This is a genomic window from Methanolobus sp., assembly GCF_030682845.1.
Lineage (GTDB): Archaea > Halobacteriota > Methanosarcinia > Methanosarcinales > Methanosarcinaceae > Methanolobus.
Genome location: NZ_JAUXNK010000108.1, coordinates 1 through 24,866 on the forward strand (window position 1 = coordinate 1; position 24,866 = coordinate 24,866).

23 protein-coding genes and 1 tRNA gene are annotated in these 24,866 nt (G+C 47.4%); 18 read left to right on the forward strand and 6 right to left on the reverse strand.

Annotated features, from left to right (window positions below):
• From Q8J68_RS14245 to Q8J68_RS14255, 3 genes are all read left to right on the forward strand, one after another.
• The coding region (locus Q8J68_RS14245) for a transposase (protein WP_305312175.1) at nt 1-425 on the forward strand (425 nt) is incomplete at its 5' end.
• 2 nt (nt 426-427) lie between these two features.
• Entirely contained in the window at nt 428-877 is a 450-nt protein-coding gene (locus tag Q8J68_RS14250; protein ID WP_305312221.1) for a transposase, read from the forward strand.
• A 176-nt stretch (nt 878-1,053) separates the two neighbouring features.
• Entirely contained in the window at nt 1,054-2,352 is a 1,299-nt protein-coding gene (locus tag Q8J68_RS14255) for a TrpB-like pyridoxal phosphate-dependent enzyme (protein WP_305312176.1), read from the forward strand.
• An 83-nt stretch (nt 2,353-2,435) separates the two neighbouring features.
• On the opposite strand, the gene Q8J68_RS14260 is transcribed toward Q8J68_RS14255, so the two are convergent.
• The 3 genes from Q8J68_RS14260 to mpgP form a co-directional block, all read right to left on the reverse strand.
• Nucleotides 2,436-3,665: a glycoside hydrolase family 15 protein gene (locus Q8J68_RS14260; protein WP_305312177.1), complete on the reverse strand. Its 1,230-nt coding sequence runs from the start codon at nt 3,663-3,665 to the stop codon at nt 2,436-2,438.
• A gap of 5 nt (nt 3,666-3,670) precedes the next feature.
• Entirely contained in the window at nt 3,671-4,204 is a 534-nt protein-coding gene (locus tag Q8J68_RS14265; RefSeq protein ID WP_305312178.1) for a hypothetical protein, read from the reverse strand.
• Between the two features lie 167 nt (nt 4,205-4,371).
• Nucleotides 4,372-5,196 (reverse strand): mannosyl-3-phosphoglycerate phosphatase, encoded by an 825-nt coding sequence (gene mpgP, locus Q8J68_RS14270; protein WP_305312179.1) that lies wholly within the window; start codon nt 5,194-5,196, stop codon nt 4,372-4,374.
• Nucleotides 5,197-5,393: 197 nt separating this feature from the next.
• On the opposite strand from mpgP, the gene Q8J68_RS14275 reads away from it, so the two are divergent.
• From Q8J68_RS14275 to Q8J68_RS14285, 3 genes are all read left to right on the forward strand, one after another.
• On the forward strand, nt 5,394-7,622 hold the full coding sequence (locus Q8J68_RS14275; protein ID WP_305312180.1) for an ATP-dependent DNA helicase: 2,229 nt from the start codon (nt 5,394-5,396) through the stop codon (nt 7,620-7,622).
• 94 nt (nt 7,623-7,716) lie between these two features.
• Complete coding sequence (gene hisD / locus Q8J68_RS14280) at nt 7,717-8,997, forward strand: histidinol dehydrogenase (RefSeq protein WP_305312181.1); 1,281 nt, start codon at nt 7,717-7,719, stop codon at nt 8,995-8,997.
• 103 nt (nt 8,998-9,100) lie between these two features.
• Entirely contained in the window at nt 9,101-9,499 is a 399-nt protein-coding gene (locus Q8J68_RS14285) for a DUF1699 family protein (RefSeq protein ID WP_015054610.1), read from the forward strand.
• A 93-nt stretch (nt 9,500-9,592) separates the two neighbouring features.
• On the opposite strand, the gene gpgS is transcribed toward Q8J68_RS14285, so the two are convergent.
• On the reverse strand, nt 9,593-10,816 hold the full coding sequence (gpgS, locus tag Q8J68_RS14290; protein WP_305312182.1) for a glucosyl-3-phosphoglycerate synthase: 1,224 nt from the start codon (nt 10,814-10,816) through the stop codon (nt 9,593-9,595).
• A gap of 158 nt (nt 10,817-10,974) precedes the next feature.
• On the opposite strand from gpgS, the gene cobA reads away from it, so the two are divergent.
• The 3 genes from cobA (at nt 10,975) to ahbC (ending at nt 13,884) form a co-directional block, all read left to right on the forward strand.
• A complete protein-coding gene (gene cobA / locus Q8J68_RS14295; protein ID WP_305312183.1) occupies nt 10,975-11,736 on the forward strand; it encodes a uroporphyrinogen-III C-methyltransferase in 762 nt (253 codons plus the stop codon).
• 14 nt (nt 11,737-11,750) lie between these two features.
• A complete protein-coding gene (locus Q8J68_RS14300) occupies nt 11,751-12,548 on the forward strand; it encodes a uroporphyrinogen-III synthase (RefSeq protein WP_305312184.1) in 798 nt (265 codons plus the stop codon).
• Nucleotides 12,549-12,681: 133 nt separating this feature from the next.
• A complete protein-coding gene (ahbC, locus tag Q8J68_RS14305; RefSeq protein ID WP_305312185.1) occupies nt 12,682-13,884 on the forward strand; it encodes a 12,18-didecarboxysiroheme deacetylase in 1,203 nt (400 codons plus the stop codon).
• Nucleotides 13,885-14,123: 239 nt separating this feature from the next.
• Here the strand turns inward: ahbC and Q8J68_RS14310 are convergent, their stop codons facing one another.
• Both Q8J68_RS14310 and Q8J68_RS14315 read right to left on the reverse strand, forming a co-directional pair.
• Nucleotides 14,124-14,474, reverse strand: coding sequence for a class II SORL domain-containing protein (locus Q8J68_RS14310; RefSeq protein ID WP_305312186.1), 351 nt, complete (start codon nt 14,472-14,474; stop codon nt 14,124-14,126).
• Nucleotides 14,475-14,512: 38 nt separating this feature from the next.
• Entirely contained in the window at nt 14,513-15,025 is a 513-nt protein-coding gene (locus tag Q8J68_RS14315; protein ID WP_305312187.1) for a ferritin, read from the reverse strand.
• 471 nt (nt 15,026-15,496) lie between these two features.
• Here Q8J68_RS14315 and Q8J68_RS14320 point away from each other — a divergent pair, with 471 nt between their 5' ends.
• From Q8J68_RS14320 to Q8J68_RS14360, 9 genes are all read left to right on the forward strand, one after another.
• Nucleotides 15,497-18,088, forward strand: coding sequence for a valine--tRNA ligase (locus Q8J68_RS14320; RefSeq protein ID WP_305312188.1), 2,592 nt, complete (start codon nt 15,497-15,499; stop codon nt 18,086-18,088).
• Between the two features lie 98 nt (nt 18,089-18,186).
• Nucleotides 18,187-18,669 (forward strand): RNA-binding protein, encoded by a 483-nt coding sequence (locus Q8J68_RS14325; protein ID WP_305312189.1) that lies wholly within the window; start codon nt 18,187-18,189, stop codon nt 18,667-18,669.
• 185 nt (nt 18,670-18,854) lie between these two features.
• The gene (sepF, locus tag Q8J68_RS14330) at nt 18,855-19,235 is read left to right on the forward strand and encodes a cell division protein SepF (RefSeq protein ID WP_015054620.1); all 381 of its coding nucleotides are present in this window, start codon (nt 18,855-18,857) and stop codon (nt 19,233-19,235) included.
• Nucleotides 19,232-19,870: a ZPR1 zinc finger domain-containing protein gene (locus Q8J68_RS14335; RefSeq protein WP_305312190.1), complete on the forward strand. Its 639-nt coding sequence runs from the start codon at nt 19,232-19,234 to the stop codon at nt 19,868-19,870. The genes sepF and Q8J68_RS14335 overlap by 4 nt, the downstream gene beginning before the upstream one ends.
• Before the next feature lie 204 nt (nt 19,871-20,074).
• A complete protein-coding gene (locus Q8J68_RS14340) occupies nt 20,075-20,800 on the forward strand; it encodes a redoxin domain-containing protein (protein ID WP_305312222.1) in 726 nt (241 codons plus the stop codon).
• A 194-nt stretch (nt 20,801-20,994) separates the two neighbouring features.
• A complete protein-coding gene (gene proS, locus Q8J68_RS14345) occupies nt 20,995-22,428 on the forward strand; it encodes a proline--tRNA ligase (protein WP_305312191.1) in 1,434 nt (477 codons plus the stop codon).
• A 60-nt stretch (nt 22,429-22,488) separates the two neighbouring features.
• Nucleotides 22,489-23,565, forward strand: coding sequence for a nicotinate mononucleotide-dependent phosphoribosyltransferase CobT (gene cobT, locus Q8J68_RS14350; protein ID WP_305312192.1), 1,077 nt, complete (start codon nt 22,489-22,491; stop codon nt 23,563-23,565).
• 77 nt (nt 23,566-23,642) lie between these two features.
• Nucleotides 23,643-23,837 (forward strand) — tRNA-Trp (locus tag Q8J68_RS14355).
• Nucleotides 23,838-24,062: 225 nt separating this feature from the next.
• Complete coding sequence (locus Q8J68_RS14360; protein ID WP_305312193.1) at nt 24,063-24,827, forward strand: response regulator; 765 nt, start codon at nt 24,063-24,065, stop codon at nt 24,825-24,827.
• Nucleotides 24,828-24,866 lie beyond the last annotated feature (39 nt).

The window sequence follows — 24,866 nt, forward strand, 5'->3', positions numbered from 1 at the left end:
GAGCCCATGTCAAAATTATAAATACTATTTCCCATAATGGTATTGTGGGGATGTTAATGGAATTCAGAGAACTCTCTGATGAACAGTGGAAGTTCATTAAATCACATTTACCACCACAACCTCTTGTCGGGAGAAAGAGAGCTGATGACCGTAAGGTCATCAATGGAATTCTCTTTGTTCTGATAACTGGTTGCAGGTGGGGAGATATGCCTGAACTTTATGGTTCCTATGCAACTGCATGGAGAAGGCTAAAAAGGTGGTCTGAAGAAGGAATATGGGGTAAGATATTGGAATCCCTTCGGGATTCCGCTTATCAGGATGACAAGTTCTCTATGGATATTGTATGTGTTGACAGTACTTTTGTTGAAACAAAAAAAGGGGACAAGATTCCGCATATAACGGTCACAAGCGAAGGAAAGGAGTAAAGATCCACACTTGTGTAAGCTGTGAAGGATTTCCTTTGACCATTCAAATATCATATGGAACTGATCATGATAGAGAACATTTCGTTGAAGTTATGGAAGATATCAAGGTCAAGACTAACAGAAGACCGAGAACAAGACCCTTAGAGGTACTGGCAGATGCAGCTTACGATGATGTTGATATAAGACAACATCTGAGGTCTAGAGGAATACAAAGCAACATTCCGATAAATCCCAGGAACACTAAAAAAAGAAAAAGAGGAAGACCTACAAGATTCAATCCTGAAACTTACATAAAAAGAGGAGCAATAGAACGATTCTTTGCATGGTTGAAGATGGGATTTAGAAGATTAACAACCAGATATGAAAGACTTAACATCGTTTTCAAAGGATTCTTAGATATTGCATGCTTTATGATGTGCTGGAAAAGAGGGTTCGGAGAAATTGTGAAATAGGTTCAGATACTGCTATTAATAAAGAACGAATATTTGCAGACCTAGACTTTGATTTGTTGGATTCATCCTTTATCATTTGTGTTAATTTATTCCGTTCCAAATCACAAACATTAAATACTTCATCAATGTACTAAAACATACATTAATGGATTTGTTCCTACTAACGAGGTATCATCATGGATCATACAAAAATACTACTTGACGAAAACGACATGCCAAAGCAATGGTATAACATCCTTGCCGACCTGCCTGTAGAACCGCCTTTAAATCCGGCTACCAGGGAGCCAATGAACCCTAAGGACCTTGAGCCTATATTTGCAAAAGAGCTCATCAAGCAGGAGATGAGCTCCGAGAGATATATCAATATCCCGGAAGAGATCCGCGAGATATACAAACTGTGGAGGCCTTCTCCGCTGTACAGGGCACACAGGCTTGAGAAGGTGCTTGGAACCCCTGCAAAGATATATTACAAGAACGAAGGCGTAAGCCCTGCAGGAAGCCACAAGCCAAATACTGCTATAGCGCAGGCATATTACAATATGAAAGAGGGTACCGAAAGGATCAGTACCGAGACCGGTGCCGGACAGTGGGGAAGCGCACTGTCGCTCTCATGCAACTATTTCGACATCGAATGTAAGGTTTACATGGTGCGCTCCAGTTACTACCAGAAACCGTACAGAAAATCCCTCATCAATCTCTGGGGAGCAACTGTCGTGCCATCTCCCAGCCCTGACACACAGTTCGGAAGGAAGGTACTGGAGATGTATCCGGACACAACCGGCAGTCTGGGTATAGCCATCAGTGAGGCTATCGAGGATGCAGCTCTCAATGACAATACCAAGTATGCGCTTGGAAGCGTCCTGAACCATACATGCCTCCACCAGACCGTAGTGGGCCTGGAGACCCAGAAGCAGTTCGAACTGACAGAAGACTATCCGGACATCGTCATTGGGTGCTGTGGAGGAGGAAGCAACCTGGCTGGTGTGAGCCTTCCCTACATCAGGGACAACATCGAAGGCAAGACCGACACAAGGATCATAGCCGTCGAGCCATCAGCATGCCCAACTCTCACGGAAGGTAAATTTGAGTACGACTTTGGTGATATGGCACAGATGACACCCCTGCTCAAGATGTTCACACTGGGATCAGGTTTCATACCACCTGCCATCCACGCAGGAGGCCTGAGATACCACGGAGCTTCCCCTATAGTCAGCAAACTTGTGGCCGACAAATACATGGAAGCCAGGTCCTATCATCAGATAGAGGTATTCGACGCAGCTGTGACATTCGCACGCAGCGAGGGAATTGCCCCAGCTCCCGAGTCTTCACATGCCATCAAGGCAGCTGTAGATGAAGCTATCAAATGCAAGCAGACCGGTGAGGAAAAGACCATCCTCTTCAATCTCAGCGGTCACGGTCACTTTGACATGGGTTCGTACGATAAATATTTCTCAGGCGAACTCACCAACGAGTAAAACCGGAATACAAAAACAGCACAAGGGAGCATGGCTTTAAGCTTGCCATGTTTCCTTCCCTTTTTCTTTTAGCAGAATGCCCTTCAGGCCGGGTGGAACTTATCCCTGTATTTTTTATAGGATATAATGAATTCCGCGTGCGGCCAGATGAGAGGTATGGTGACATAAGCAAGTCCGTCCTCCCATTTAGGATGCGCCCTTATGTCTTCTATCAGCTTCACCTTACTATCCCTGAGGATTTTGCCGTTAGTGTAATCCTCAAGCCAGAGCTCAAACCTCTCTATCGTGGAGATATGTTCCGGGAGTGTGTATTCATGCGCCATGTCAACCACCCAGTCCAGATAAAGCTCTGCCATATCCTGGTTGTTTGTTTCTGTATGATGGTTGGCAAGCTGGCATGTGAAATGACACCAGGGTCCATAGCCACCATTGTTGCGTCCCCAGTGCTCAGGATACCTGTTGAGCCCGCCAATCTCCTTATCCCATAGTTCCTGATGTATCCTTCTGGATGTAGACATTACCTTGATGTCATAATCGCTTATTAGTTCAAAATAGGCGGGAGCATACTCCACAGCATCTATATCGTGAACAAGGGAGGCAAATGAATCATATCCAATAGGCTTGCTGTTCCTGTCTTTCACACGGATACATTTGACAAAGGACCTTCTTCTGGGACTATAAAGTCTTTTGAGGATTGCTTTTTTGATTATGTCAGCCTGCTCCTCCCACCCGGACACATCTTTACCGAGTGCTTTTCCCATATCCACGGCAGCATATATGCCAGCGCAGCAGGCGCAGTTAGCGTAGATCTCAAAGCCGTGCTCATAAGCCGGATACTCATGGATGCTGTTGATCGTGTGGATCAGGTTCACCTCTTCGTTCTTGTTCATCAATATGAACTGGACTGCCTTCTCAACCGTTTCCCAGTATTTGGCTATGAATGCCTTGTCGGCCATCTCCTCATAAAAAGAGCCGCCTGTAGCTTTAAAATATTTCCCGAGCACAAAGAGCACAAGCCCGTTGCCGTCTATCTGCAACTCCTTGTAACTCGCATCGTTACCATCGACATCGTATCTCTGTGAGAATTCACCCAGAGGTTTCTGTGAACTGAGTATGAATTCCAAACCTCTTCTGGCTTCGTTCATGAGCCCGGCCTCCACAGCGCCATAAATGCATATGGAGTGGTCCCTGGGATAGATGAAAGGATAGCGTGTGCCGGGAGGGCTGGCATAAAAGCCTCCGTTCTCATGCTGATTCATTTTGAGTATTTTGACGCTGTTCTCATACAGTCTTTCTGCTTCTATCAGGTTCAAATGATTCACTCCTTTTCCGGATGCTCGATCACATAGACAAAGAACGCTTTGTCAAGTATCTCTGATACATCTTCTTTTGTTAACCCTGATCTTTCAATGGCTTCCTCATTGTACTGCCTGGTATCACCAAGTGTTGATTTAGAACCGAGATTATAATACCTGGTGCCTGCAAGTTCGGCCCTTTGCTGGTTGTAGCTGTGCTGCAATACGTCCAGTACATGCGACATAGCAGGGAACTCCCATGGAGCATCAGACTCACTCTTAAGTTTTGACATGGTGCTGATGATCTCATTGAACTGAGGCGGGTTCTCGTCATATACCCTTGAGAATTCGACAATTTCGTTGCCAAATGGAGCTATAGGCAAATAGACAATGTCAGTGTCTGTTCTTGCACCCTCAAATCCCGGACCCTCAATTTGCGCAAGTTCCTCACCTATGGATTGCATCCAGGATATTGTTTTTAACGGTCCTGCCATGTCCACAATTTTTGTTATCCCTACCAGAAATGCTCTGGGAAGCATATTTTCAAACCTTATCATCTCATCTACCCCTTCCTTCCCACTGTAAACCGGAATTTTGCAGTTGCTTAATGCCGGATACATAACCAGTTATTAGAGATTATATTCTTATCATTAATACAATATTCGTAGTTAGCGTATGACTCCTTAGGATTTGCTCTGATGGATGCGTTTCAGCTACGTCCTGATCAACTATCTGGTGTCCGGATGTCTTCCAGGATACTCATTATTGCCTTATTCCATCCAACAGGCCCGATTCCATCTACCCTGTTAATTCCTGGATCGTCTATCTTTGGGTCGTGTTTACCATCGTGCTTCTGTACCAGGACAGGCATGTCAACCGCACGCAGCATGGGGAGGTCATTCAGGCTATCTCCCAGTCCTACAGTCCGAATCTCTCCGTAATCTTTCCTGTAAAGGCGGGTGAGGATATTCACAGCCTTTCCTTTGTCATTGTCTCCCAGGATATGCCAGTACCTGCCCCCCCTTGTGTAGTTGAGACCCCGTGCCATTATAAGTTCTGCCAGTTTTACGGCTTCTTTCTCGTCTCCTTCCATTTTGAAAGCCTCGTCATACTCACGCATCTTGGCAAGGGTTGCTGACTCAATATCAAGCCCCGTGTCCTCGCTTACTTCTCTGGCATCCATGTCCCCGAATCCTGCCACATGTATTCCCTCATGGCTTCTGATGCCTGTAAGGACATGCCTGAGCGTGTCGTAGGCTGTCCCAAGCTCTATCACATCGTAGGTGCCTTGGGTCTTTGAGATCGGGTAGTCCGCCTCAAAATACCCTTGGGGGATGAATATGCCTCCCCCATTCTCTGATATGAACGGATGGGACAGGTCCAGTTCCTTTACATATACATCTATTTCGGCACGGGTCTTGCTGGTGCAGAATATGAGCGGTATGTTCCTCTGTTTTAGCTCGTCTATAGCAGGTTTTGCGGCTTCATAGGAGTATGTGTCATGGTCTATCAAAGTTCCGTCAAGGTCGGTGAACACAATATATTTCATTCATTCCTCTCCAAGTCCCTTATATAATCCTATTTTGCTTATCTCATATAACCATATTCAACAAAGGCATGCTGCAAAAGAATAATCTGCGTCTTCAATCCAGTATTCCTATGGCTCCGTCTTGCTTTTATCCTGGAGGGATGAGCCTCTTCCCCGAGGGTAATTTTATTAGATATCATCTCTTTTTACATGATAATATGGAAATAAGATCCCTTGATCTCCCGGCAGAGGTGCGGGATTTCTACCTCGGTTCGGGAATAGAGAAGCTTTATCCTCCGCAGGCAGAAGCCATCAGTAAAGGCTTGCTTGACGGCAGGAACATCCTTGCAGCGATTCCTACCGCATCGGGAAAGACGCTGCTGGCCGAGCTTGCCATGCTGACATCCATAAGCAGGGGAGGCAAGGCTCTGTACATAGTTCCCCTGAGGGCCCTGGCAAGTGAGAAGTTCGATCGCTTCAGGGAATTCTCCTCGATAGGCCTGAAGGAAGGGGGCATAAAGGTAGGCATATCCACAGGAGATTTCGAATCAAGGGATGAGTGGCTGGGCTCCAATGACATCATTGTAGCAACTTCAGAGAAGACCGATTCCCTGTTGCGCAACGGCACCTCATGGATGGAGGACATTACCACGATAGTAGTGGATGAGGTGCACCTGCTTGATTCCGCCAACCGCGGCCCCACGCTGGAGGTTACCCTGACCAAGCTTATGAAGCTCAACCCGGGCTGCCAGATAATTGCACTATCTGCAACCGTGGGCAATGCCTACGAGGTCGCTAACTGGCTCAAGGCTGAACTTGTGCTCAGTGAGTGGAGGCCGACAGACCTGATGGAGGGTGTTTTCTATGGTGGCAACATCAATTTCAGGGGCTCGCAAAAACTGGTACCCGATGTGTCAGGGGACGATGCCATCAACCTGGTCATCGACACTCTTGAGAGTGGCGGGCAGTGCCTGGTATTTGAGAGCAGCCGTAAGAACAGTGTCGGTTTTGCACGCAGGGCGGGTGCGAAGGTATCAGGACTGCTGGACAGGAAGACGCGCGACGCACTGGATGGGATTGTCGAGCAGGTCATCGAGACAGGGGAATCGGAAGCTTCAAAGGTGCTGGCCCAGTGCATAAGGAATGGCACCGCTTTCCATCATGCAGGTCTCAATTCCGCGCACCGCAAGCTTGTGGAAGATGGTTTTCGTGCGAACCTGATCAAAATGGTTGCCAGCACTCCAACACTTGCCGCAGGGCTCAATCTCCCCGCAAGGCGAGTGATAGTCAGGAGCTACAAGCGCTACGACCCGAATTTTGGCATGCAGCCCATTCCTGTCCTTGACTACAAGCAGATGGCAGGTCGCGCAGGCCGGCCGCAGCTTGATCCTTATGGTGAGGCTGTGCTTATTGCCAAATCCTATAATGAGATGGAACTGCTCTTTGAGAACTATATTGAGGCAAGTGCGGAGGATATATGGTCCAAGCTCGGTACGGAGAATGCACTGAGGACACATATCCTGTCCACCATCGTCAATGGCTTTGCGACCACTCGTGATGGTCTGATGGAGTTCATCGAAGCCACGTTCTTTGCCCACCAGAACGATACGTGGGGCATTGTCTCGGTTGTGGACGAGTGTCTGGAATTTCTTAAGGACCATAAAATGCTGGAAGGTGAAACTCACCTGGCAGCGACGCCTATGGGGAAACTTGTATCAATGCTCTATATCGATCCCCTGTCAGCTGCCATCATTCTGGAAGGGCTCGGCAAGGCTGTGAATGTGACCGACTTAACCCTTTTGCACCTGATATGCAAGACCCCTGATATGCGTCAGCTTTACCTGAGAGCTGGTGATTATGAGTCCATGAACGACTTCGTGCTCTCCCATATGGAGGAATTCTGTGAGGTCCCGGCCCCTTCTAAGGCCACAGATTATGAATGGTTCCTGGGGGAAGTGAAGACTGCACTTCTTATACTGGATTGGATCAATGAGCGATCCATGGATGACATAAGCAAGGTATTCAATGTAGGCGATGGTGACATCCATGCATTTGCAGACCTTGCTGAGTGGCTCATGCACTCTGCTTCAAGACTGGCAAGGGTGACAGGCCACAGTAGTGCAGATATGGCAATTACTATCGAAAAGAGGATACACTATGGTGCGCGCCAGGAGCTTATGGAACTTGTGGGAATACGCGGCATAGGACGTGTGCGTGCGCGCAAGCTATATGACAGTGGTCTTAGAAACATTGAATATCTAAGGAAAGCCGATCCAGTTGTTCTTGGAGGCCTGCTGGGTCCAAAGACCACAGAGAAGCTGCTTCAGGAAATTGGCTCCAGGCCAGGTATCCGCCCCGGGAGCGGTACTACGGGGAATCTGAACTCGCGGACAATGGATTCGATGCTCGGGAATGAGCAGAGTACATTCAGTGATTTTGATAAATAGTATCCTTTGAAGAATCCATATATTATGACAATGTATATATTATGACAATCTATTCCTTTCAAAAATGCAAATGCCTATCTAACAGGAAATTATTATGCTTTATAAAAAATTATCTCAAGTGAACAGTGAGGAAATGGACAGACTCATAAACCGCGGCGGGGAACTTGCAGACGTGAGGGAAACTGTCGTATCAATACTGGAGGATGTGAAACACAAGGGTGATGAGGCCCTTCGCATGTACACCCGGAAGTTTGACGGTGCTGATGTGGATATTCTCGAAGTGTCCTCCGAAGATATTGATGAGGCTATGAGAAGTGTCGATCCTTCCCTGCTCAGGCACCTTGAGTTTGCCGCCGGCAATATCAGAAAGTTCCACCAGGCACAGATGCCTGAGAGAATTTGGTTCATGGAACTCTCTCCCGGTATAGAACTTGGCCAGAAGTTCACTCCGCTGGAGAGCGTAGGGGCATACGTGCCAGGCGGGCGTGCTTCCTATCCTTCCACGGCCCTCATGACCATTATCCCTGCCAAGGTCGCAGGCGTGAAGAGTGTGGTGATGTGCACGCCTCCGGGAGCTGATGGCAGGATCAATCCTCTGACCCTCGCAGCAGCCAGAATAGCAGGTGCTGACCACGTGTATAAGGTGGGTGGTGTGCAGGCAATAGGAGCCATGGCATACGGGACCGAAACGGTTCGCGGTGTAAGCAAGATAGTAGGCCCTGGCAATGTTTATGTGACCGCTGCGAAGATGCAGGTAAGAGATAAGGCTGAGATCGATTTCCCCGCAGGACCAAGTGAGGTCCTTATTATAGCTGACGACTCAGCGGACGCGCGCATGGCCGCTTCAGATATCATCGCCCAGGCTGAGCACGATCCCAATGCAGTTTCCGTTCTGGTGACAACTTCGGCGCAACTTGCGGAAGATGTATATAAAGAAGTACTGGAGCAAGCCGCAAGGACCACGAGGTCGGAAATAGTGAAAAGCTCTCTGGAAAATGCTGCAATTCTCCTGGCTGAATCTCTTGACGCATGTATCACCTTTTCGAACGATTTTGCGCCTGAGCACCTGGAAATAATGGTTTTCGAGCCGGATTCTGTACTTGAGAGAATAGAGAACGCAGGCTCCATATTCGTGGGCAACTATGCCCCAGTACCTGTGGGTGACTACGCTTCGGGCACCAATCATGTGCTGCCGACAGCGGGCTATGCGAAGATATACTCCGGGCTCAACATCGCTCATTTCATGAAGTGTGCAAGTATACAGAAAATCAGCAAGCAAGGACTTGGAACTCTTAAGGACGCAGTCATCTCGATAGCTGAAAAAGAAGGTCTTACTGGTCATGCAGATTCGATAAGAACTCGGTTCAGTAACTAACAATGTTTTTTTTTTGCGTCATAAATCGATAATTATTTAATAGGTGAGCACATACACTAATTTAGTAAGTCTATTGGTTTAAGACTTAATGTGAGGGAGTTCCATGAAGATCAGAGTTGTAAGTTCGCGAGAGGAGATACCAGATCTGAATACGAATGAAAAGGTAATCCATCTGGCTTTCAGACCATCTAACAAAGACATATTTTCCCTGGTGCAGACCTGCCCTAAAGTAGAAGTGATACAGATACCAAGCTCTTACAGGCGCACGGTTTCCAAATCAATTGAGATGTTCCTGGAAATGCAGAATATCAAACTCATTGAAGGGGATGTATGGGGTCACCGCAAGGATATCAATGAATACTACAGCGTATCTCCGGCACTGCTTGACAAGGTCAAGGAGCTCAAATCCGAGGGTATGTCCGATGAAGAGATCGTGAATAAACTTGAACGCGAGGGCAAGCTTAATCGTGACATGCTTTTCTATATCCTGAGCAAAAAGTAACCCTATGCTTGCAATTGGTGGAGTATCATGGGATACTGCACACAATATTATTTTCTTATATATATATATATATATATATATATATTCCTGCTTTCAGGACCGGTTTGACCTGATATCACTGAGGTCTGCCTGTACTGCCTCCATTAATTGCTCCCTCAGGTCCGGTATTGCAGACAGGGCCCGTGCCCAGTCCGGAAGAAGAGCGCCTGAAGGATTTTTCAGGTAATGCATCCCGGCAATCATAAGCACTTCAGCAAAGGTCTCTACATGTCTTTCCTCCAGATGCCTGCTGTATTCAAGCCCGTTACAGACTGCATCGGCATGATATTGCCTGATGAGGTCCTGCGCCGAACGCCTGTATTTCACCTGTATGCCTCTGAGGAAAGAAGTCGATACCTGGGTGCTTGTGGTCTCGTTCACCACACGCAGGAATGTTATCATAATATCGTTCACCATTTTTGATAGTCCTTCGCTGGCGTCGGCTCCCAGTTCCTTGTGCTTATGGTCATAAAAGCCAAGGTCAGTCTGGCATACTCTTTTCAGTGACGTGTTCCTGTAAATCTCAGCCAGCAGGCCAACTTCCAGTCCCCAGTCGGAAGGGATCCTGATGTTAAGGGCAAGGTCCCTTGTAAATGCAAATTCGCCGGAGAGAGTATATCTGAAAGCCTGCATGTACTCCAGGATATCGGACTCGTACTGCACGTCCCTCATAAGCGTATCAAGCAGCGGCCGTACGAAAAGCCTGTATACGCGCCCATGCATGGTCCTCTTTTCAAGATTGATCCTGGCATAATAACCTTTGTTGAAATAGAAATTGAGCTGGGGATGAACTATGGGGTAAAGCAGTTTTGCTACAAATTCCTTGTTGTAGTTGATGATGTCCGCATCATGAAGCACTATGGCATATGAATGAAGGCTTGCTATACCTATTGCTATCCATGCATCCTTCCCTTTTCCTGAGAAACCGCTGATGTCAAGTTCATTCTCTTTCATCTTTTCAATTACTGCGCTTATGCGGGTCCCATTACACCAGACCACTATATGGTCCAGCTCAAGGCGCCCGAAAAAATCTACAACGGTGGCATATTGTTCCCTGTCTTCCGCTGCAAGCGCAATAACAACATTGTGTATGAAAGTGCATTTGTTCATTTCATCAATAATGCGGGTCAGTGGAGGGTTCTCTATTTCACTGTACAGCATCGGCAATACTACGACAGCGGGCCGGACGAAGGAGAGTTCATGAAGGTGCTGCAACATTCTGTCGGTATCGCTGTAGAAATTGTGTATGGTTGTTATCTTCTCCTGAAAAAAGTCCATCTTTGCCCACTTCCTCTTAAACTGCTAATGAATTGCAAATAACAATTACACTTTAAAGAAGATAAAATGTGCCTTTTTATCCTGCATTTGACGGGAAAATGAATATATACTTAACAGATTCATTAGAACCAAAGTAAGACAGACAGGATTTCGCTAACATGACCATAAATGGAAAAGTGTATCTGGTGGGCTCAGGGCCCGGTGACCCGGAGCTTTTGACACTGAAAGCCCGAAGGTTAATAGATTCTGCCGATGTGGTTGTCTATGATCAGCTCCCGGGCAAGATGATCCTTGATTCCATTCCCGCAGGCACGGAGAAGATAGACGCAGGGAAACACGCGGGTGATCATACCCTCAAGCAGGATGAGATCAATAATGTTATTGTTAAAAAGGCCAGGGAGGGCAAGAATGTTGTCCGCCTTAAAGGAGGAGACCCTTACATGTTCGGACGCGGTGGAGAGGAAGCCCAGGAACTGATCGAGGCAGGAATAGAGTTTGAGATAGTCCCCGGGATAACTTCCGCAATAGCTGTGCCTGCATACGCCGGCATACCTGTGACCCACAGGGACCACGCTTCCATGGTCACATTCATCACCGGTCATGAGGACCCCACCAAGGAAGAGAGCGCCCTGGATTGGGAAACCCTTGCAAAATTCGACGGCACTATAGTGGTATTCATGGGTGTCAAGATGCTTGAGAACAACGTCAGCGAACTCATAAAGTATGGTAAGGACCCGCAGACCCCTGTTGCGCTTATTGAGAGAGGTACCCGGCCCGACCAGCGTGTGACCATTGGTGTCCTTGAGAACATCGCATCCATAGCGAAGGAAAAGAATGTAAAGGCGCCTGCTATCACTGTCATTGGCACTGTAGTAAAGCTTCACGATGAGCTCGGTGAACAGATCATTTCGGACTGGTGACTGGAGGATTTTCAATGGCTGATAATATTAAAAAGCCGGTAATTGCCATCATGCGGCCTGAGAGGTACATTAAGGAATCCGTAGCTATGGCCAGGTCCATGGGGTTTGACACGTTCACAGTGCCCATGGTAGAGATAACCGATATGAAAGACGAGTTCTTTGACGGTTTTGTGGAAAGGGTGCTTGACGGCAGGGCTGATTATGTAATTTTTACAAGTGCTAATGGGATAGATTTCACCATAAGCAAGATACCACCGGAGTCCAGGAAGGGCTTTATAGATGCTCTCAACAGGACAAAGGTCATTGCCATCGGCCCTACCACCCGCAAGGCACTTGAGAAGACAGGTGTCAATGTTATGGGAATGCCTGGGGTTTATAGTTCAGAAGGTATTGTTGATTACCTTCGTGACGATGTGACCGGTCGGGTAGTTGATACTGCCAGGAGCTTTTACGGCTCAGAGGATCTTGTTGAAGGCCTGTGTAACTGCGGGGCCGTTGTCAACCAAACGCAGGTCTATACTCTGGAAAAGCCTGGAGGGGACGAACAGGACAGGCTCATTGATGCGACTATCAAAGGTGAGATCGCAGCTTTTGCCTTCACAAGTTCTATGATGGTACACAACTTCTTTGAACATGCACGTTCAAAGGCTTCCGGGGAGCAGGTGGTCAGCGCATTGAACAATGTAATTGTTGCAGCAATAGGCGGTCCCACAGCACAGACCCTCGGTGGGTATGGGGTAAAGGTGTCTGTCATTCCTGAGAAATTCGTTTTCGAGGAAGTACTCAAGTCGATCAAGGACCACCTCTCATAAAGAGAGGTGCCCTTTTATCCTCGTTAACTTCCTTTGTACATATACGAACCACAGATGTAATATACTATTGTCATATAGTCTGGTCAATCACGGACATAGATCCATTTCTGTCCTTTATTCAGGAGCATTCATCATGATAGGTATTTCAAAATTGTATTGCAGGACCGTAGAGCCTTCTGATGCGCTGCGTTACGGACGCGACTCAAAGAGACTTCCCTCCCATCTGCTCCAGTTCTCAAAGGACAAGAAACCGGTAGTTGTCTGGAACGTCACGCAGCGCTGTAACCTTCGTTGCGTTCATTGCTATGCTCATTCAAAGGACATCGATTACGGCAATGAGCTTACCACTCAACAGGGAAAGGAACTCATAGACGATCTCGCAGAGTTTGGTACTCCTGTCATACTGTTTTCCGGGGGAGAGCCTCTGATGAGAAAGGACCTGCCGGAGCTGGCGGCATATGCAACATCCAGGGGCATCCGCGCTGTCATATCAACCAACGGTACCCTTATCACAGAGAAAATGGCAAAGACACTCAAAGATATAGGCCTTTCCTATGTGGGAATTTCCCTTGACGGCATGAGGGAGACCAATGACCGTTTCAGGGGTATGGATGGGGCTTTTGACAAAGCTTTGCAGGCCGTGCGCAATTGTCAGAAAGAATATATAAAAGTGGGTTTGCGTTTTACCATCAACAAGCATAATGTACAGGATATTCCTGCCATCCTTGATCTGCTGGAAGAAGAGAATATTCCTCGTATTTGTTTCTATCATCTTGTATACTCCGGACGCGGCTCCGGGATGAGGGATGAGGATCTGTCACTGGAAGAGACTCGACAGACAGTGGACTTGCTGATGGACAGGACAAAAGAGCTCCACAGTAAAGGAAAAATGGTGGAAGTGCTCACTGTTGACAACCACTGCGACGGTCCATACATCTACCTGCGCCTGCTGAAAGATGATCCGGAGCGTGCTGCAGAGGTGCTGGAACTCCTGCAGATGAACCGGGGTAACTCCACAGGTATAGGCTTTGGATGTGTCTCATGGGACGGTTCTGTCCACCCGGACCAGTTCTGGAGGCATTACAGCTTTGGTAATGTAAAGGAGCGCAGGTTCAGTGATATATGGAAAGACACGTCCGATGCTCTTATGGCAGGCCTGAAGGACCGCAAACCTCTGATAAAAGCGAATGCTGACAGATGTGCTAAATGCAAGTGGCTCGATGTGTGCAATGGCAATTTCCGTGTGCGTGCGGAGGCAGTGTTCAATAATGTATGGGCCGACGACCCGGCATGTTACCTGACAGAAGAGGAAATAGGGTACAGTAACGACATCTGATTATCCTGTTTCCTGTCTATGGTTACTGTTACATATGAGGCGCCATATAGCTGATGTAGACGTAAGCCAAGAGGCCTGCAGTCATAGTAAGTAAAGCCAGTTTTATTGCAAGTGCTACGAGCATTAGTATCGCCTTCCTGTTTTCTAGATCGTTGATATTCACGATCAATGGAGAACTTTTCCTGCCCGTGTATAAAAAACATGTGGCGATGGACCGCCACATTATGGGTTATATGTGTTCATACTTCGATGCAGTTCTGCCATACTCCGTGTATGTTGCAGTATTCCAGTGCGCAGAAAGCTTTGAAGTTATCAATTCCCTTTACATGGAATGTGGCAACCGGATCAGCATAGACCGGCTCGAAGCTCATGCGGCCAAAGTCGATGGTGCGGCCTTCTTTTGTGATGCCGTAAAGCTCGACCCATTCAATGTGATGCTCGGCTGTATTGGGATGCGGAACTTCTTTTCCCACGGTGACCTTCACAAAATCATTCTTGTCCTTTCCATGCCCTCTGATTATTTCTATCTCAGGCACGTGCTTTTCTTTTCCTTCCGCTTCTCTTCCCTTAAGTATATCTCCGAAATTCATGTTTTTAACCTCTTTTTGTTTCTTAGTTTTGCATATGTTCATTCTTCCAGGGCAGGCGGAGTGTAAACTCTTGAGCCAAGGTCCCTGTCTACCATAAAAAGGCCGTTGCCGCTGTTACCGACCATTTTAAGCTTTGCGATTATCTCGTTGTCATTGCCTTCTTCTTCCACCTGTTCTGTAACGAACCAATGGAGGAATATCTGCGTTGCATAATCCTTCTCCTGGTTTGCGAGGTCCACAAGTCCGTATATTGATTTTGTGACGAATTGTTCATGCTTGAGTGTCGCTTCGAACATCTCAAGAGGCGTCCCGAACTCTGATGGAGGTTTTGCAATGGCTTCAAGCACAACCTGTGTTCCCTGTTCGTTCAGGTAGTTATATATCTTCATTGCGTGTGAATTCTCTTCCTGATATTGCACCATGAACCAGTTTGCAAAACCATCAAGACCTGCGTTTGTGCAGTGAGCAGACATGGACAGGTAGAGGTAGGCAGAGTACATTTCCTTATTTATCTGTTCATTCAGTGCTTTGGTCATTTTTTCACTTAACATTATATTCCTCCGTCTTTGTGGCATAATTCACTTCATAATGTTCTTACAGGGACTGTTGCCATGGGACAAAATAGCATCTTCTCCTGATTGCCGAGCGCTTCAGTCAGTATGCCTGACATATGGTACTGGTATAAATGCAAATATGGATGTTCTTTTAGTAATTCTATATACTATCTGGCAGCCATATCCGATGAAATCGGAATCCCCAGCACTCCCTGATTAAATGGGATAGATTTGTATAAAGTATTTTCGGTAAGTTGTTCTATAATGCACTTTCCTGTTGACCGCACATTCTGTACTGGGTTGAGATGTTCTATCTTTTCTCAACCGGATGGTATATCAGATAAGGCTCACTTTATTTTCCAATCATTTGCAATAAAAGGGCGCATGCAACCAGATATATTTAAATAATCTTAGACCACTGTAAGATAAAAAATGTAATCACTATATAATGTTTATCGGAGAGTTATGATGACGGTCCCAAAAGAATACATCCCGCATGAAGTTGAGCCAAAGTGGAAAGCAACGTGGGATATGTCCATGTACCATTTTGACTGGAACGACAGTACAAGACCACAATATATTATCGATACCCCTCCTCCTTATCCCACCGGTAACTTCCACATAGGAAACTCACTCAACTGGTGTTATATCGACTTTGTCGCACGCTACAAGAGAATGTGCGGTTACAATGTCATGTTCCCTCAGGGATGGGACTGTCATGGACTGCCCACAGAAGTAAAGGTGGAAGAGACCCACGGCATTACGAAGAATGAGGTACCGAGGGAACAGTTCAGGCAGATGTGCCGTGATCTCACTCTTGGGAACATCGGGAAGATGCGGGCAACCCTGATGAACCTGGGTTTCTCTGTGGACTGGAGCAATGAGTTCGTGACAATGGAGCCTGCATACTATTCCAAGACCCAGCGCTCCTTCAGGAAGATGTATGACATGGGACGTGTCTACCAGTCAGAGCACCCTGTGAACTGGTGCCCCCGGTGTGAGACCGCTATTGCCTTCGCTGAAGTGGAATATGATGCAAGGGACACAAAACTCAATTTCCTTAATTTTGACCAGCTCAAGATAGCAACAACAAGGCCCGAGCTGCTTGCGGCATGTGTGGCTGTTGCTATCAATCCGGATGATGAGCGCTACAATTCTCACGTAGGCTCAAACGTGAAAGTCCCTCTGTTTGGCCATGAGGTTCCTGTGATCAGCGATATCCAGGTGGACCCCTCCTTTGGTACCGGCGTTGTCATGATATGTACGTTTGGTGACAAGCAGGACGTACGCTGGTGGGTGGAGCACCAGCTTCCGTTGCGCAAGGCAATTGACAAGAATGGCCGTATGACTGCTATTGCAGGTAAGTACGAAGGACTGAGTATCCCTGAGTGCAAAGCTACCATTATCGAGGACCTGAAAGCACAGGGTCACCTGTATGAACAGAAGAACCTCGACCAGAACGTAGGCATGTGCTGGCGTTGTAATACTCCGATCGAGATCCTCTCTGAAAGGCAGTGGTTCGTGAAAATAGATACTGACGCAGTGGCAAAGGCAGCGGATGAGATCAGCTGGCTTCCCGAGTACATGAAGGTCAGGCTTGACAACTGGATAAACACCATGGAGTGGGACTGGTGCATCTCCCGCCAGAGGCTGTTCGCAACTCCCATACCTGTCTGGTACTGTAAGGAGTGCGGCGAGGTCATGGTTGCAAAGGAGGAATGGATGCCCATAGACCCCACCAGGCAGCAGCCTCCTGAAGCTTGCCGCTGCGGTTGCACAGAATTCGAGCCTGAGGAGGATGTACTGGACACCTGGATGGACTCGTCCATTACCGCGCTTCATGTTTCCGGCTGGCTCTCCGAGCACGACCTGAAACTTCCGGCACAGCTGCGCCCACAGGGTCATGATATCATCCGGACATGGGCTTTCTATACGATACTGAGGTCCATGGCGCTCACTGGCAAGAGGCCCTGGGACTCCATACTCATCAATGGCATGGTGCTGGGTGAGGACGGACACAAGATGAGCAAATCCCTGGGTAATGTTATCTCTCCTGAGGAAGTTATCAAAGAGTACAGCGCAGATTCATTCCGGCAATGGGCGGCTGTGGGCGGTTCCCCTGGCTCGGATGTTATGTTCCGCTGGAAAGATGTCGTAGCAGCTTCCAGGTTCTTTACGAAGGTATGGAGCATCTACAGGTTCTCAATGTCCCATCTTGAGGATTACGAACACGCAGAAGTGGATGTATCCGGACTGGAAGTTATAGACAGGTGGCTGTTGAGCCATCTTAACCGGCTTATCCTATCCGTGACACAGAGCATGGATACATACCAGTTCGATGAGGCTTTCAAGGCAATACGCGGCTTCTCATGGGATATACTTGCGGACAACTATCTTGAACTCATCAAGTCCCGTCTTTACGGGGACGATGGCACAGGCAAGCAAGCTGCAAAGTACACCCTGTTCGTTACTATGGACACACTCACAAGGCTGCTCGCACCTTTTGCTCCTTTCTTTGCGGAAGAGATGTTTTCAAACATTGGTGAAGGGAGCATACATGTCCAGTCATGGCCACAGGCAAAGGAAAACCTTATCGATGCCGATATCGAGAACTCCGGTGAGTTCATCAAGGATGTTGCAAGCGCTGTCAGGCGATACAAGTCTGAAAAAGGGATGGCATTGAACGCCCGCCTGGAAAAGATCGAGCTGTATGGCGTGGATATGGCTATCACTGATCTTATAGGTGTGACAAATTCCCCGGTAGAGGTCATCGCCGGCAAGCCTGACTTTGAACATGTGCCTGTGAATGTTAAGCCCAACATGGGAAAAATAGGCCCTGTATTCAGAGGAAAGGCAAAGGCTATTATCGATGCCCTGCTTGAAGAGAATCCGAAAAAGATTGCTGACGATATCTCAAAGGGCAAGATATCCGTTTCCGTCAACGGAGAGATCATAGAACTGGAGGCAGATTTCGTTGAGGTCGAAAAGGAAGTTGTTTCAGCAGGCAGGTCGGTGGATGTTCTCGATGTCAGCGGAATGCCCGTTGTTATCGTGAGGTAATTTATGTACGGGGGATAGGGTGCGTTCTCCGCGCAATCTTTAAAGCCTCTCTGCCTAAATCAATATTGGACATGCTTGTCTGTGTAATGGGTGATCAGTTGAAAGTCAGATCCAGGATACAAATAAGGAAATCGGATAAGATCAAATTGCTGAAGGAATTAAAAGATTCTTTCGGCGATGTGGTCGACAGTTTCTCCGAAAAGAAGTTTGAAACAGCTACTGCTGATGACCTGCCTATTGTGATGATCGAAGGCAAATTGCTCCTGTTCAAGGTGGGCGATATTTACTTCCCGACCGTAAGGGGAGTACTTGAGCTTGGCCTGAGGAAGAACATAGTCAAGGTAGATGCCGGAGCTATCCGCTTTGTTGTCAACGGGGCTGATGTGATGTGCCCGGGAATAGTTTCCACAGATCCCGATATCCGGGCTGGCGACCCTGTGATAATAGTAGAGGAAACACACAACAAGCCACTTGCCATAGGCATTGCTATAATGTCCGGCGCTGAAATGAAGGCAAGTTCAGGCAAGGCGATAAAATCTGTCCATTATGTGGGCGACAAGCTCTGGAATCTTGACATCTGAAAGAAATGGTTAATATATCATGAACTGATGTATAAATGTAAGTATAATTATTGGATAAACCGGAAGTGTCATGTAAGTGCGGAACCAACCTGCTGCTTTGAACTGAACATAATTCCGGTAACAATTTAAGTAGTATCGATATTATTAATATAGCAGCAATGTTATTGAATACATGAGGGCACATTATGGCAAAGATCATGAACAAGTTGTTTGGTGGCACTAGCAAAACCACAACAGTTGAGGATGAATATACGGAACTTGACCTTACAAAGTACGAAGAAGTGCTGGACGAGGAACCTGCAGAGACATACGTAAGGGTAGCTGAACTGACCAACCTTAACGAGTTGACTGCCCTGAAAAAGGAGATCTATAGCGGCAATATCGTGATGATCGATATCTCTAACATAAAAGCTGATAAACTCATGCTTGACCGTGCGTTAAAGGACCTTAAGGATGTTGTCATCGATGTTCACGGCGATATCGCGGGAATAAAGGATGACCAGGTGCTTGTGACACCTACCGGCATCAAGATCGACAGATCGAAGATCCTTGGTGGAAGGTATTGAGTGAAGAGGCCCCCTGCCATAGCTTTGTGACCCGGACTTCGTGTCCCCTCTGTCATGAGGATCTTATCATCAACTGGCAGGGTGATGATATTCCTTATTTTGGGGAGGTCATGCATATCACCTCCAGGTGTGAATGCGGTTTCAGATTCGCTGATACGCTTATCCTTGCACAAAGTGCCCCTATGCGGTATGAGCTGGAACTGGAAAGCCCGGATGACCTGAACAGCAGGGTCGTACGTTCCACCTCCGGGACTATACGCATACCTGAGCTTGGTATTGATGTGGAGCCCGGCTCTATCTCCGAGTCTTATGTGACCAACGTGGAAGGTGTCCTTGACAGAATACTGAATGTAGTCATGACTGCGACCAAGTGGCATGTAGAAGAGCCTGAAAAGCATTCATTGGGGCTTGATATCCAGCAGGCTTTAAGGGATGCTATAGATGGCCACAGGAAACTCACACTGGTCATAGAGGACCCTATGGGAAACAGCGCCATAATATCCGAAAGGTCAAAGTCAAGGCAGCTGACTCCTGAAGAGGCGGAACATCTTAAGACTGGAATGATCGTTTTTGATACCTCTACTTCTGAGATGGAGGTCGATGCATGTGATCAGGATCATTCGATAACCGATTGATTCATCCCTTACCTTCTTTTTTCCAGATGCTTTGCTCGTTCTCTCTGAAATCTTAATTGGTTTTCTTTTTATCTTTCTATCCTTTTATGGCATTTTGCCATGGCTTCCGAAACTTTATATATATTGTAATCCGATATTAACAATCACACATTTAAAACACAGTGGGGATACATCTTGCCAGAGGAATGCTGCCAGAATGTTACCATGCCTCTTATAGGGGATGATGCGCCGTCCTTTACAGCCCGGACTACCTTGGGTGTCGTAAATTTCCCGGATGATTACAGGGGAAAATGGGTCGTGTTCTTCAGTCATCCCGGTGATTTCACTCCGGTCTGTACCACGGAGTTCATACGCTTTTCTTTAATGCAGCAGGAATTCAGGAAGCTTAACACTGAATTACTTGGCCTTTCTATTGACAGTAACAGTTCCCATATAGCGTGGCTTGGGGCTATAAGGGACAAGATCGAGTATAAGGGCATGAAGGATGTCGATATTATGTTCCCGGTCATTGAGGATCTTAGCATGGAGGTTGCACGCAGGTACGGCATGATACACCCCAACGCGCGTTATTCTCCGGAAGAGATCCTTGAAAGGTTCGAGCGCTCGGGTGGAAAGCTCAAATTGCAGGAGTTCAGCACAGAAACTGTACGTGCGACCTTTATCATTGATCCGCAGGCAAAGATCCGTGCCATGCTTCACTATCCCTTCTCCACCGGCAGGAATATGGATGAGATCAAAAGGATAATCCTGGCTCTTCAGAAATCAGATAGCGAGCATGTTTATACGCCGGAGGGCTGGCATCCCGGTGATGATGTGATAGTTCCGAACCCCACTACCTGGACTGACGCAAAAGGCCGGGAAACTGACGAGAACAGCGGCCTGATGTGCTCCGGCTGGTTCCTCTGCATGAGGAAGGACCGCAGAAGATAACTTTTTTGAGCAGCTTATATGTTCTTACTTTACTTTTAGTGAAAGGTTTTAATCTTACTGGTGATTTCAGGCGTATTCCGGCATCACTCCCGCAGGCTACTTGCAGTAGGGTCTCAAAGGAAATGCCTATAAGCAATGTACTTATTTAATTATCCAAAATCAAGCGGAAATGAAAGAGAAATAAAGGTGACCATATGGCAGAACAAGAGAAAGAGGCTGCACTTCCTCAAAAAGAGAGTTTCAGTGAATGGTATAACGACCTCCTCCAGAAAGGGGAGATCATGGATGTACGTTACCCTGTTAAAGGGCTTTACGTGTGGTATCCTTTTGGTTTCAATATTCGGAGAAATGTTTACGGCATTATTCGTGAGCTTCTTGACAAAGACCATCAGGAAACGCTTTTTCCTCTGCTGATACCAGAGAACGAGTTCATGAAAGAGGCTGAGCACATCAAGGGGTTCGAAGATGAGGTTTACTGGGTCACCCATGGAGGCACAACTCCTCTGGACGTGAAACTCGCACTTCGTCCAACGAGTGAGACAGCTATCTATCCAATGTACAAGATGTGGATTCGCTCCCATGCTGACCTGCCTCTCAAGCTCTATCAGGTAGTGAACACTTTCAGGTATGAGACCAAGCACACACGTCCGCTGATAAGGTTGCGTGAGATCACATCATTCAAGGAAGCACACACAGTACATGCCACATGGGAAGATGCTGCAGCCCAGGTCGATGAAGCTATCCGCATCTACACTGAGTTCTATCGAAGGCTTGCTATTCCTGTACTGCCTTCCAAAAGGCCTGACTGGGACAAGTTCCCGGGGGCTGACTATACTATAGCTACAGATGCGCTCATGCCCGACGGCAAGACCCTGCAGGTTGGTACTGCGCATCATCTTGGGGATAACTTTGCAAAGACTTTCGATATCACTTATGAAGATGTGAATGGTGAGCAGGTCTATGCCCATCAGACCTGCTATGGGATCTCCGAGCGTTCTATAGCTGCGCTGATATCCATCCACGGGGACAATAAGGGACTTGTCATTCCTCCCGAGATCGCTCCGGTACAGGCTGTCATCATCCCTATTATCTTCAAGGAATCATCCGATGTCCTCCAGGCATGCGAGACTGTCAGGGACAAGCTTGAAAAGGCAGGCATAAGGGTGAAAATAGATGCAAGCGAGAACCGTCCGGGTGCCAAGTACTACAAATGGGAAATGAAAGGCGTCCCTGTAAGGATCGAACTTGGTCCAAGGGATCTCAAGAACAACTCCGCCATGCTCGTGCGCCGTGACACCGGCGAAAAACAGCAGTTTCCTCTTGATAACATTGAAAATGAAGTCCTTTCAGTGTTCAGTGCGGTCCAGACGGATCTGTACGAGAAGGCAAGGAAGGAGCTGGAAGGGCGCATATTTGATTGCCGGACTCCTGCAGAAGTGAAGGAGAATATCACAAAGGGTATTGCAAAAGTCTTCTGGTGCGGCAAGAAAGAGTGCGGCCTGCGGCTTGAGGATGAGATCGGCGCGGGTATCCTGGGCATCCCCACGGGACAGGCTGCATGCAAGGGTAAATGTATTACCTGCGATGCTGATGCAGATACGCAGGTGTATGTTGCAAGGACATACTGAGATCCAAGGAAATCTGGGAAAATATGATATATACCCTCTAAAATACGTTAGGTGATAATTATGGATGCTCTATCACCCGAGAATGCCAGGTTGCCGGAAAGGCCGCTGTTTGTCTGTGTGCTTGGAAACACCGAGACCGCTTACATTGAAGGACTTTCAGCTGCAGGGAAAACTGCAAGGCTGACTGATTACACTCCTGCAGGAGATGCAGAGGTCCTGCATAAGGGTACGATCATCGACATACCGATACTGCCGATGACGCCTCCTTATGATACTCCTACTCCTGCCCTCATAACCAGAGCAGCTCTGACCCTGACAGGTGTGCCTTTAATGATCGTGAACGCCGGTCTGAAGGTGTTTCCAGCAAAAGAGGTCCCTCTCATTGACCTGGGGGGGATGCCGGGCTCTGATATAAGGGGTCCTTTGGCAGTGAAGAATGTAGATGAGGTTTTCAGGAACGCATTTAAACTGGGGCAGGAACTTGCCCTCAGGCATGATCTTGTAGTGATAGGGGAGAGCATTCCTGCCGGCACGACTACCGCAAACGCCGTGTTGCAGTCTCTCGGGTATGATGGGGATGTGAGCAGCAGTTCCAGCTCCAATCCTCTTACACTTAAGAGGGAAGTTGTCGCAGCTGCGCTGAGCTCATCGGGCATCACATCAGGTTCCCTGCGTAATGAGCCTCTCAAGGCTGTCAGTTGCGTGGGCGATCCCATGATGGTCGCGGTAGCCGGCATCACTGCAGGTCTTGGCAGCACCTCTGTGATACTTGCAGGCGGTACTCAGATGGAATCCATCTATGCTGTAATAAAACACCTTGGATATCCGATGGAAAGTACCAAAATCGTTACGACCAGTTATGTTGTCAACGATGGGACTGCTAATTTCAGGGAGATAGCAGGCCAACTGGGTGCCAGTTTCTATGGTGTCGATCCTGAGTTTGGCAAGTCTGTTTCCCAAGGTCTTCGGCAGTATGAGCTTGGTTTTGTCAAGGAGGGGGTAGGTGCGGGCGGAGCCATGTATCTTGCACTGATGTATGGCCATTCCAGAGAAGAGATCCGCTTAGAGATAGAGGGTCTATGTGCAGATCTGTGCAGGCTTGGGAACCTTGACAGGATCAAATGTCAGGAGATGTGATTTTCCCTGCTTATCGCTTGATCGTACCGCTAAATATATCATCGATAAGATTTATTCAGGGGTACGAGTCAGTTTATGGGGCTGTGGCCTAGCCCGGCATGGCGATGGGCTCCAGCGGATAAATGATGAACAACGGGTCTACTGAGGCTTAACCCGACGGGGTTGGCCGGTGAGGAACCGTTGGAGCACTGATGTTGCTCATACCTTAATGCTGTGTAATGCAGCAGTTCGGAGAGACCCGTCGATCGTGAGTTCAAATCTCACCAGCCCCATTCTCAGTTTTTCTGTTTCATGGCGCATCTTGTATTTCATGCACCTAAAATTATATATGCAGAAAGTAGTATACTATAAGAAGATTGAACTGATCTTTTCGCATAAAGTGAATTTTAAAATGAACTTAAACGATGTGATTACCATCATATTTATATTGACATGCATATATTAAACAGGGATGTGCAATAACGATTTATGTACAATAAAAATGGAGCATAAGGTGCATGCAGAATAAGGAGAAAGTACTCATAGTTGATGATGAGCAGGCAATTGTTGAACTGATGGGGCTTTACCTGAGGTCTGAGTATGATGTGATAAGCGCATACAACGGTCAGGAAGCTCTTGAGAGGATCAAGACTGACAAACCCGATATAGTCCTCCTGGACGTAATGATGCCTGACATGAATGGGTACGAAGTCTGCAGGCGTCTGAAAACTTCTGTGGAAACGCAATTCCTTCCAGTCATAATGGTCACGGCTCTTTCGGGCAAGGATGATCGTATAAAGGGTATTGAAGTGGGCGCCGATGAATTCCTGGGTAAGCCTGTTAACCGGCTGGAGCTGGTTACTCGCGTCAGGTCCCTGTTACGCATCAAACATCTGCAGGACAAGATCCTTGCGGAGAGGAACGATGCTATGAATTATCTCGACGCTGCAGGTTTTATTGTAATTGTCATAGATCCGGAAATGAGGGTCAATCTCATTAACAGGAAAGGCAACGAGACATTGGGATATGAGGAATTTGAGCTTATAGGGCAGGATTTCGTAAAGGTCGTTGTAAGGGAAGATATGATCGCTGACGTCAGGGCTTCCCTGGAAGCTGCTCTCACCGGAACATCAAAACTGCCGGATTATTGGGAGATCCCGGTAGTGCGCAAGGATGGCAGACATATTACAGTGCGCTGGTATGATACTCTTCTTAATGGCAGTGACGGTGAGGTAACAGGTTTGATTTGCTCCGGGGAAGATCTTAGTATATTTGATGAGTGACATTCACCGGGATGCGGTCTTTACTGCCGTGCCAGAATC

Excerpts from the sequence above, each read along its gene's own strand:
- Q8J68_RS14310 (WP_305312186.1), bottom strand. The coding sequence starts at position 14,474 with ATGAATTTCGGAGATATACTTAAGGGAAGAGAAGCGGAAGGAAAAGAA.
- hisD (WP_305312181.1), top strand. The coding sequence starts at position 7,717 with ATGCTTTATAAAAAATTATCTCAAGTGAACAGTGAGGAAATGGACAGA.
- Q8J68_RS14275 (WP_305312180.1), top strand. The coding sequence starts at position 5,394 with ATGGAAATAAGATCCCTTGATCTCCCGGCAGAGGTGCGGGATTTCTAC.
- gpgS (WP_305312182.1), bottom strand. The coding sequence starts at position 10,816 with ATGGACTTTTTTCAGGAGAAGATAACAACCATACACAATTTCTACAGC.
- Q8J68_RS14285 (WP_015054610.1), top strand. The coding sequence starts at position 9,101 with ATGAAGATCAGAGTTGTAAGTTCGCGAGAGGAGATACCAGATCTGAAT.
- sepF (WP_015054620.1), top strand. The coding sequence starts at position 18,855 with ATGGCAAAGATCATGAACAAGTTGTTTGGTGGCACTAGCAAAACCACA.
- Q8J68_RS14320 (WP_305312188.1), top strand. The coding sequence starts at position 15,497 with ATGACGGTCCCAAAAGAATACATCCCGCATGAAGTTGAGCCAAAGTGG.
- ahbC (WP_305312185.1), top strand. The coding sequence starts at position 12,682 with ATGATAGGTATTTCAAAATTGTATTGCAGGACCGTAGAGCCTTCTGAT.
- Q8J68_RS14340 (WP_305312222.1), top strand. The coding sequence starts at position 20,075 with ATGCCTCTTATAGGGGATGATGCGCCGTCCTTTACAGCCCGGACTACC.
- mpgP (WP_305312179.1), bottom strand. The coding sequence starts at position 5,196 with ATGAAATATATTGTGTTCACCGACCTTGACGGAACTTTGATAGACCAT.
- proS (WP_305312191.1), top strand. The coding sequence starts at position 20,995 with ATGGCAGAACAAGAGAAAGAGGCTGCACTTCCTCAAAAAGAGAGTTTC.
- Q8J68_RS14255 (WP_305312176.1), top strand. The coding sequence starts at position 1,054 with ATGGATCATACAAAAATACTACTTGACGAAAACGACATGCCAAAGCAA.
- Q8J68_RS14360 (WP_305312193.1), top strand. The coding sequence starts at position 24,063 with ATGCAGAATAAGGAGAAAGTACTCATAGTTGATGATGAGCAGGCAATT.
- Q8J68_RS14265 (WP_305312178.1), bottom strand. The coding sequence starts at position 4,204 with ATGATAAGGTTTGAAAATATGCTTCCCAGAGCATTTCTGGTAGGGATA.
- cobA (WP_305312183.1), top strand. The coding sequence starts at position 10,975 with ATGACCATAAATGGAAAAGTGTATCTGGTGGGCTCAGGGCCCGGTGAC.
- cobT (WP_305312192.1), top strand. The coding sequence starts at position 22,489 with ATGGATGCTCTATCACCCGAGAATGCCAGGTTGCCGGAAAGGCCGCTG.
- Q8J68_RS14315 (WP_305312187.1), bottom strand. The coding sequence starts at position 15,025 with ATGTTAAGTGAAAAAATGACCAAAGCACTGAATGAACAGATAAATAAG.
- Q8J68_RS14300 (WP_305312184.1), top strand. The coding sequence starts at position 11,751 with ATGGCTGATAATATTAAAAAGCCGGTAATTGCCATCATGCGGCCTGAG.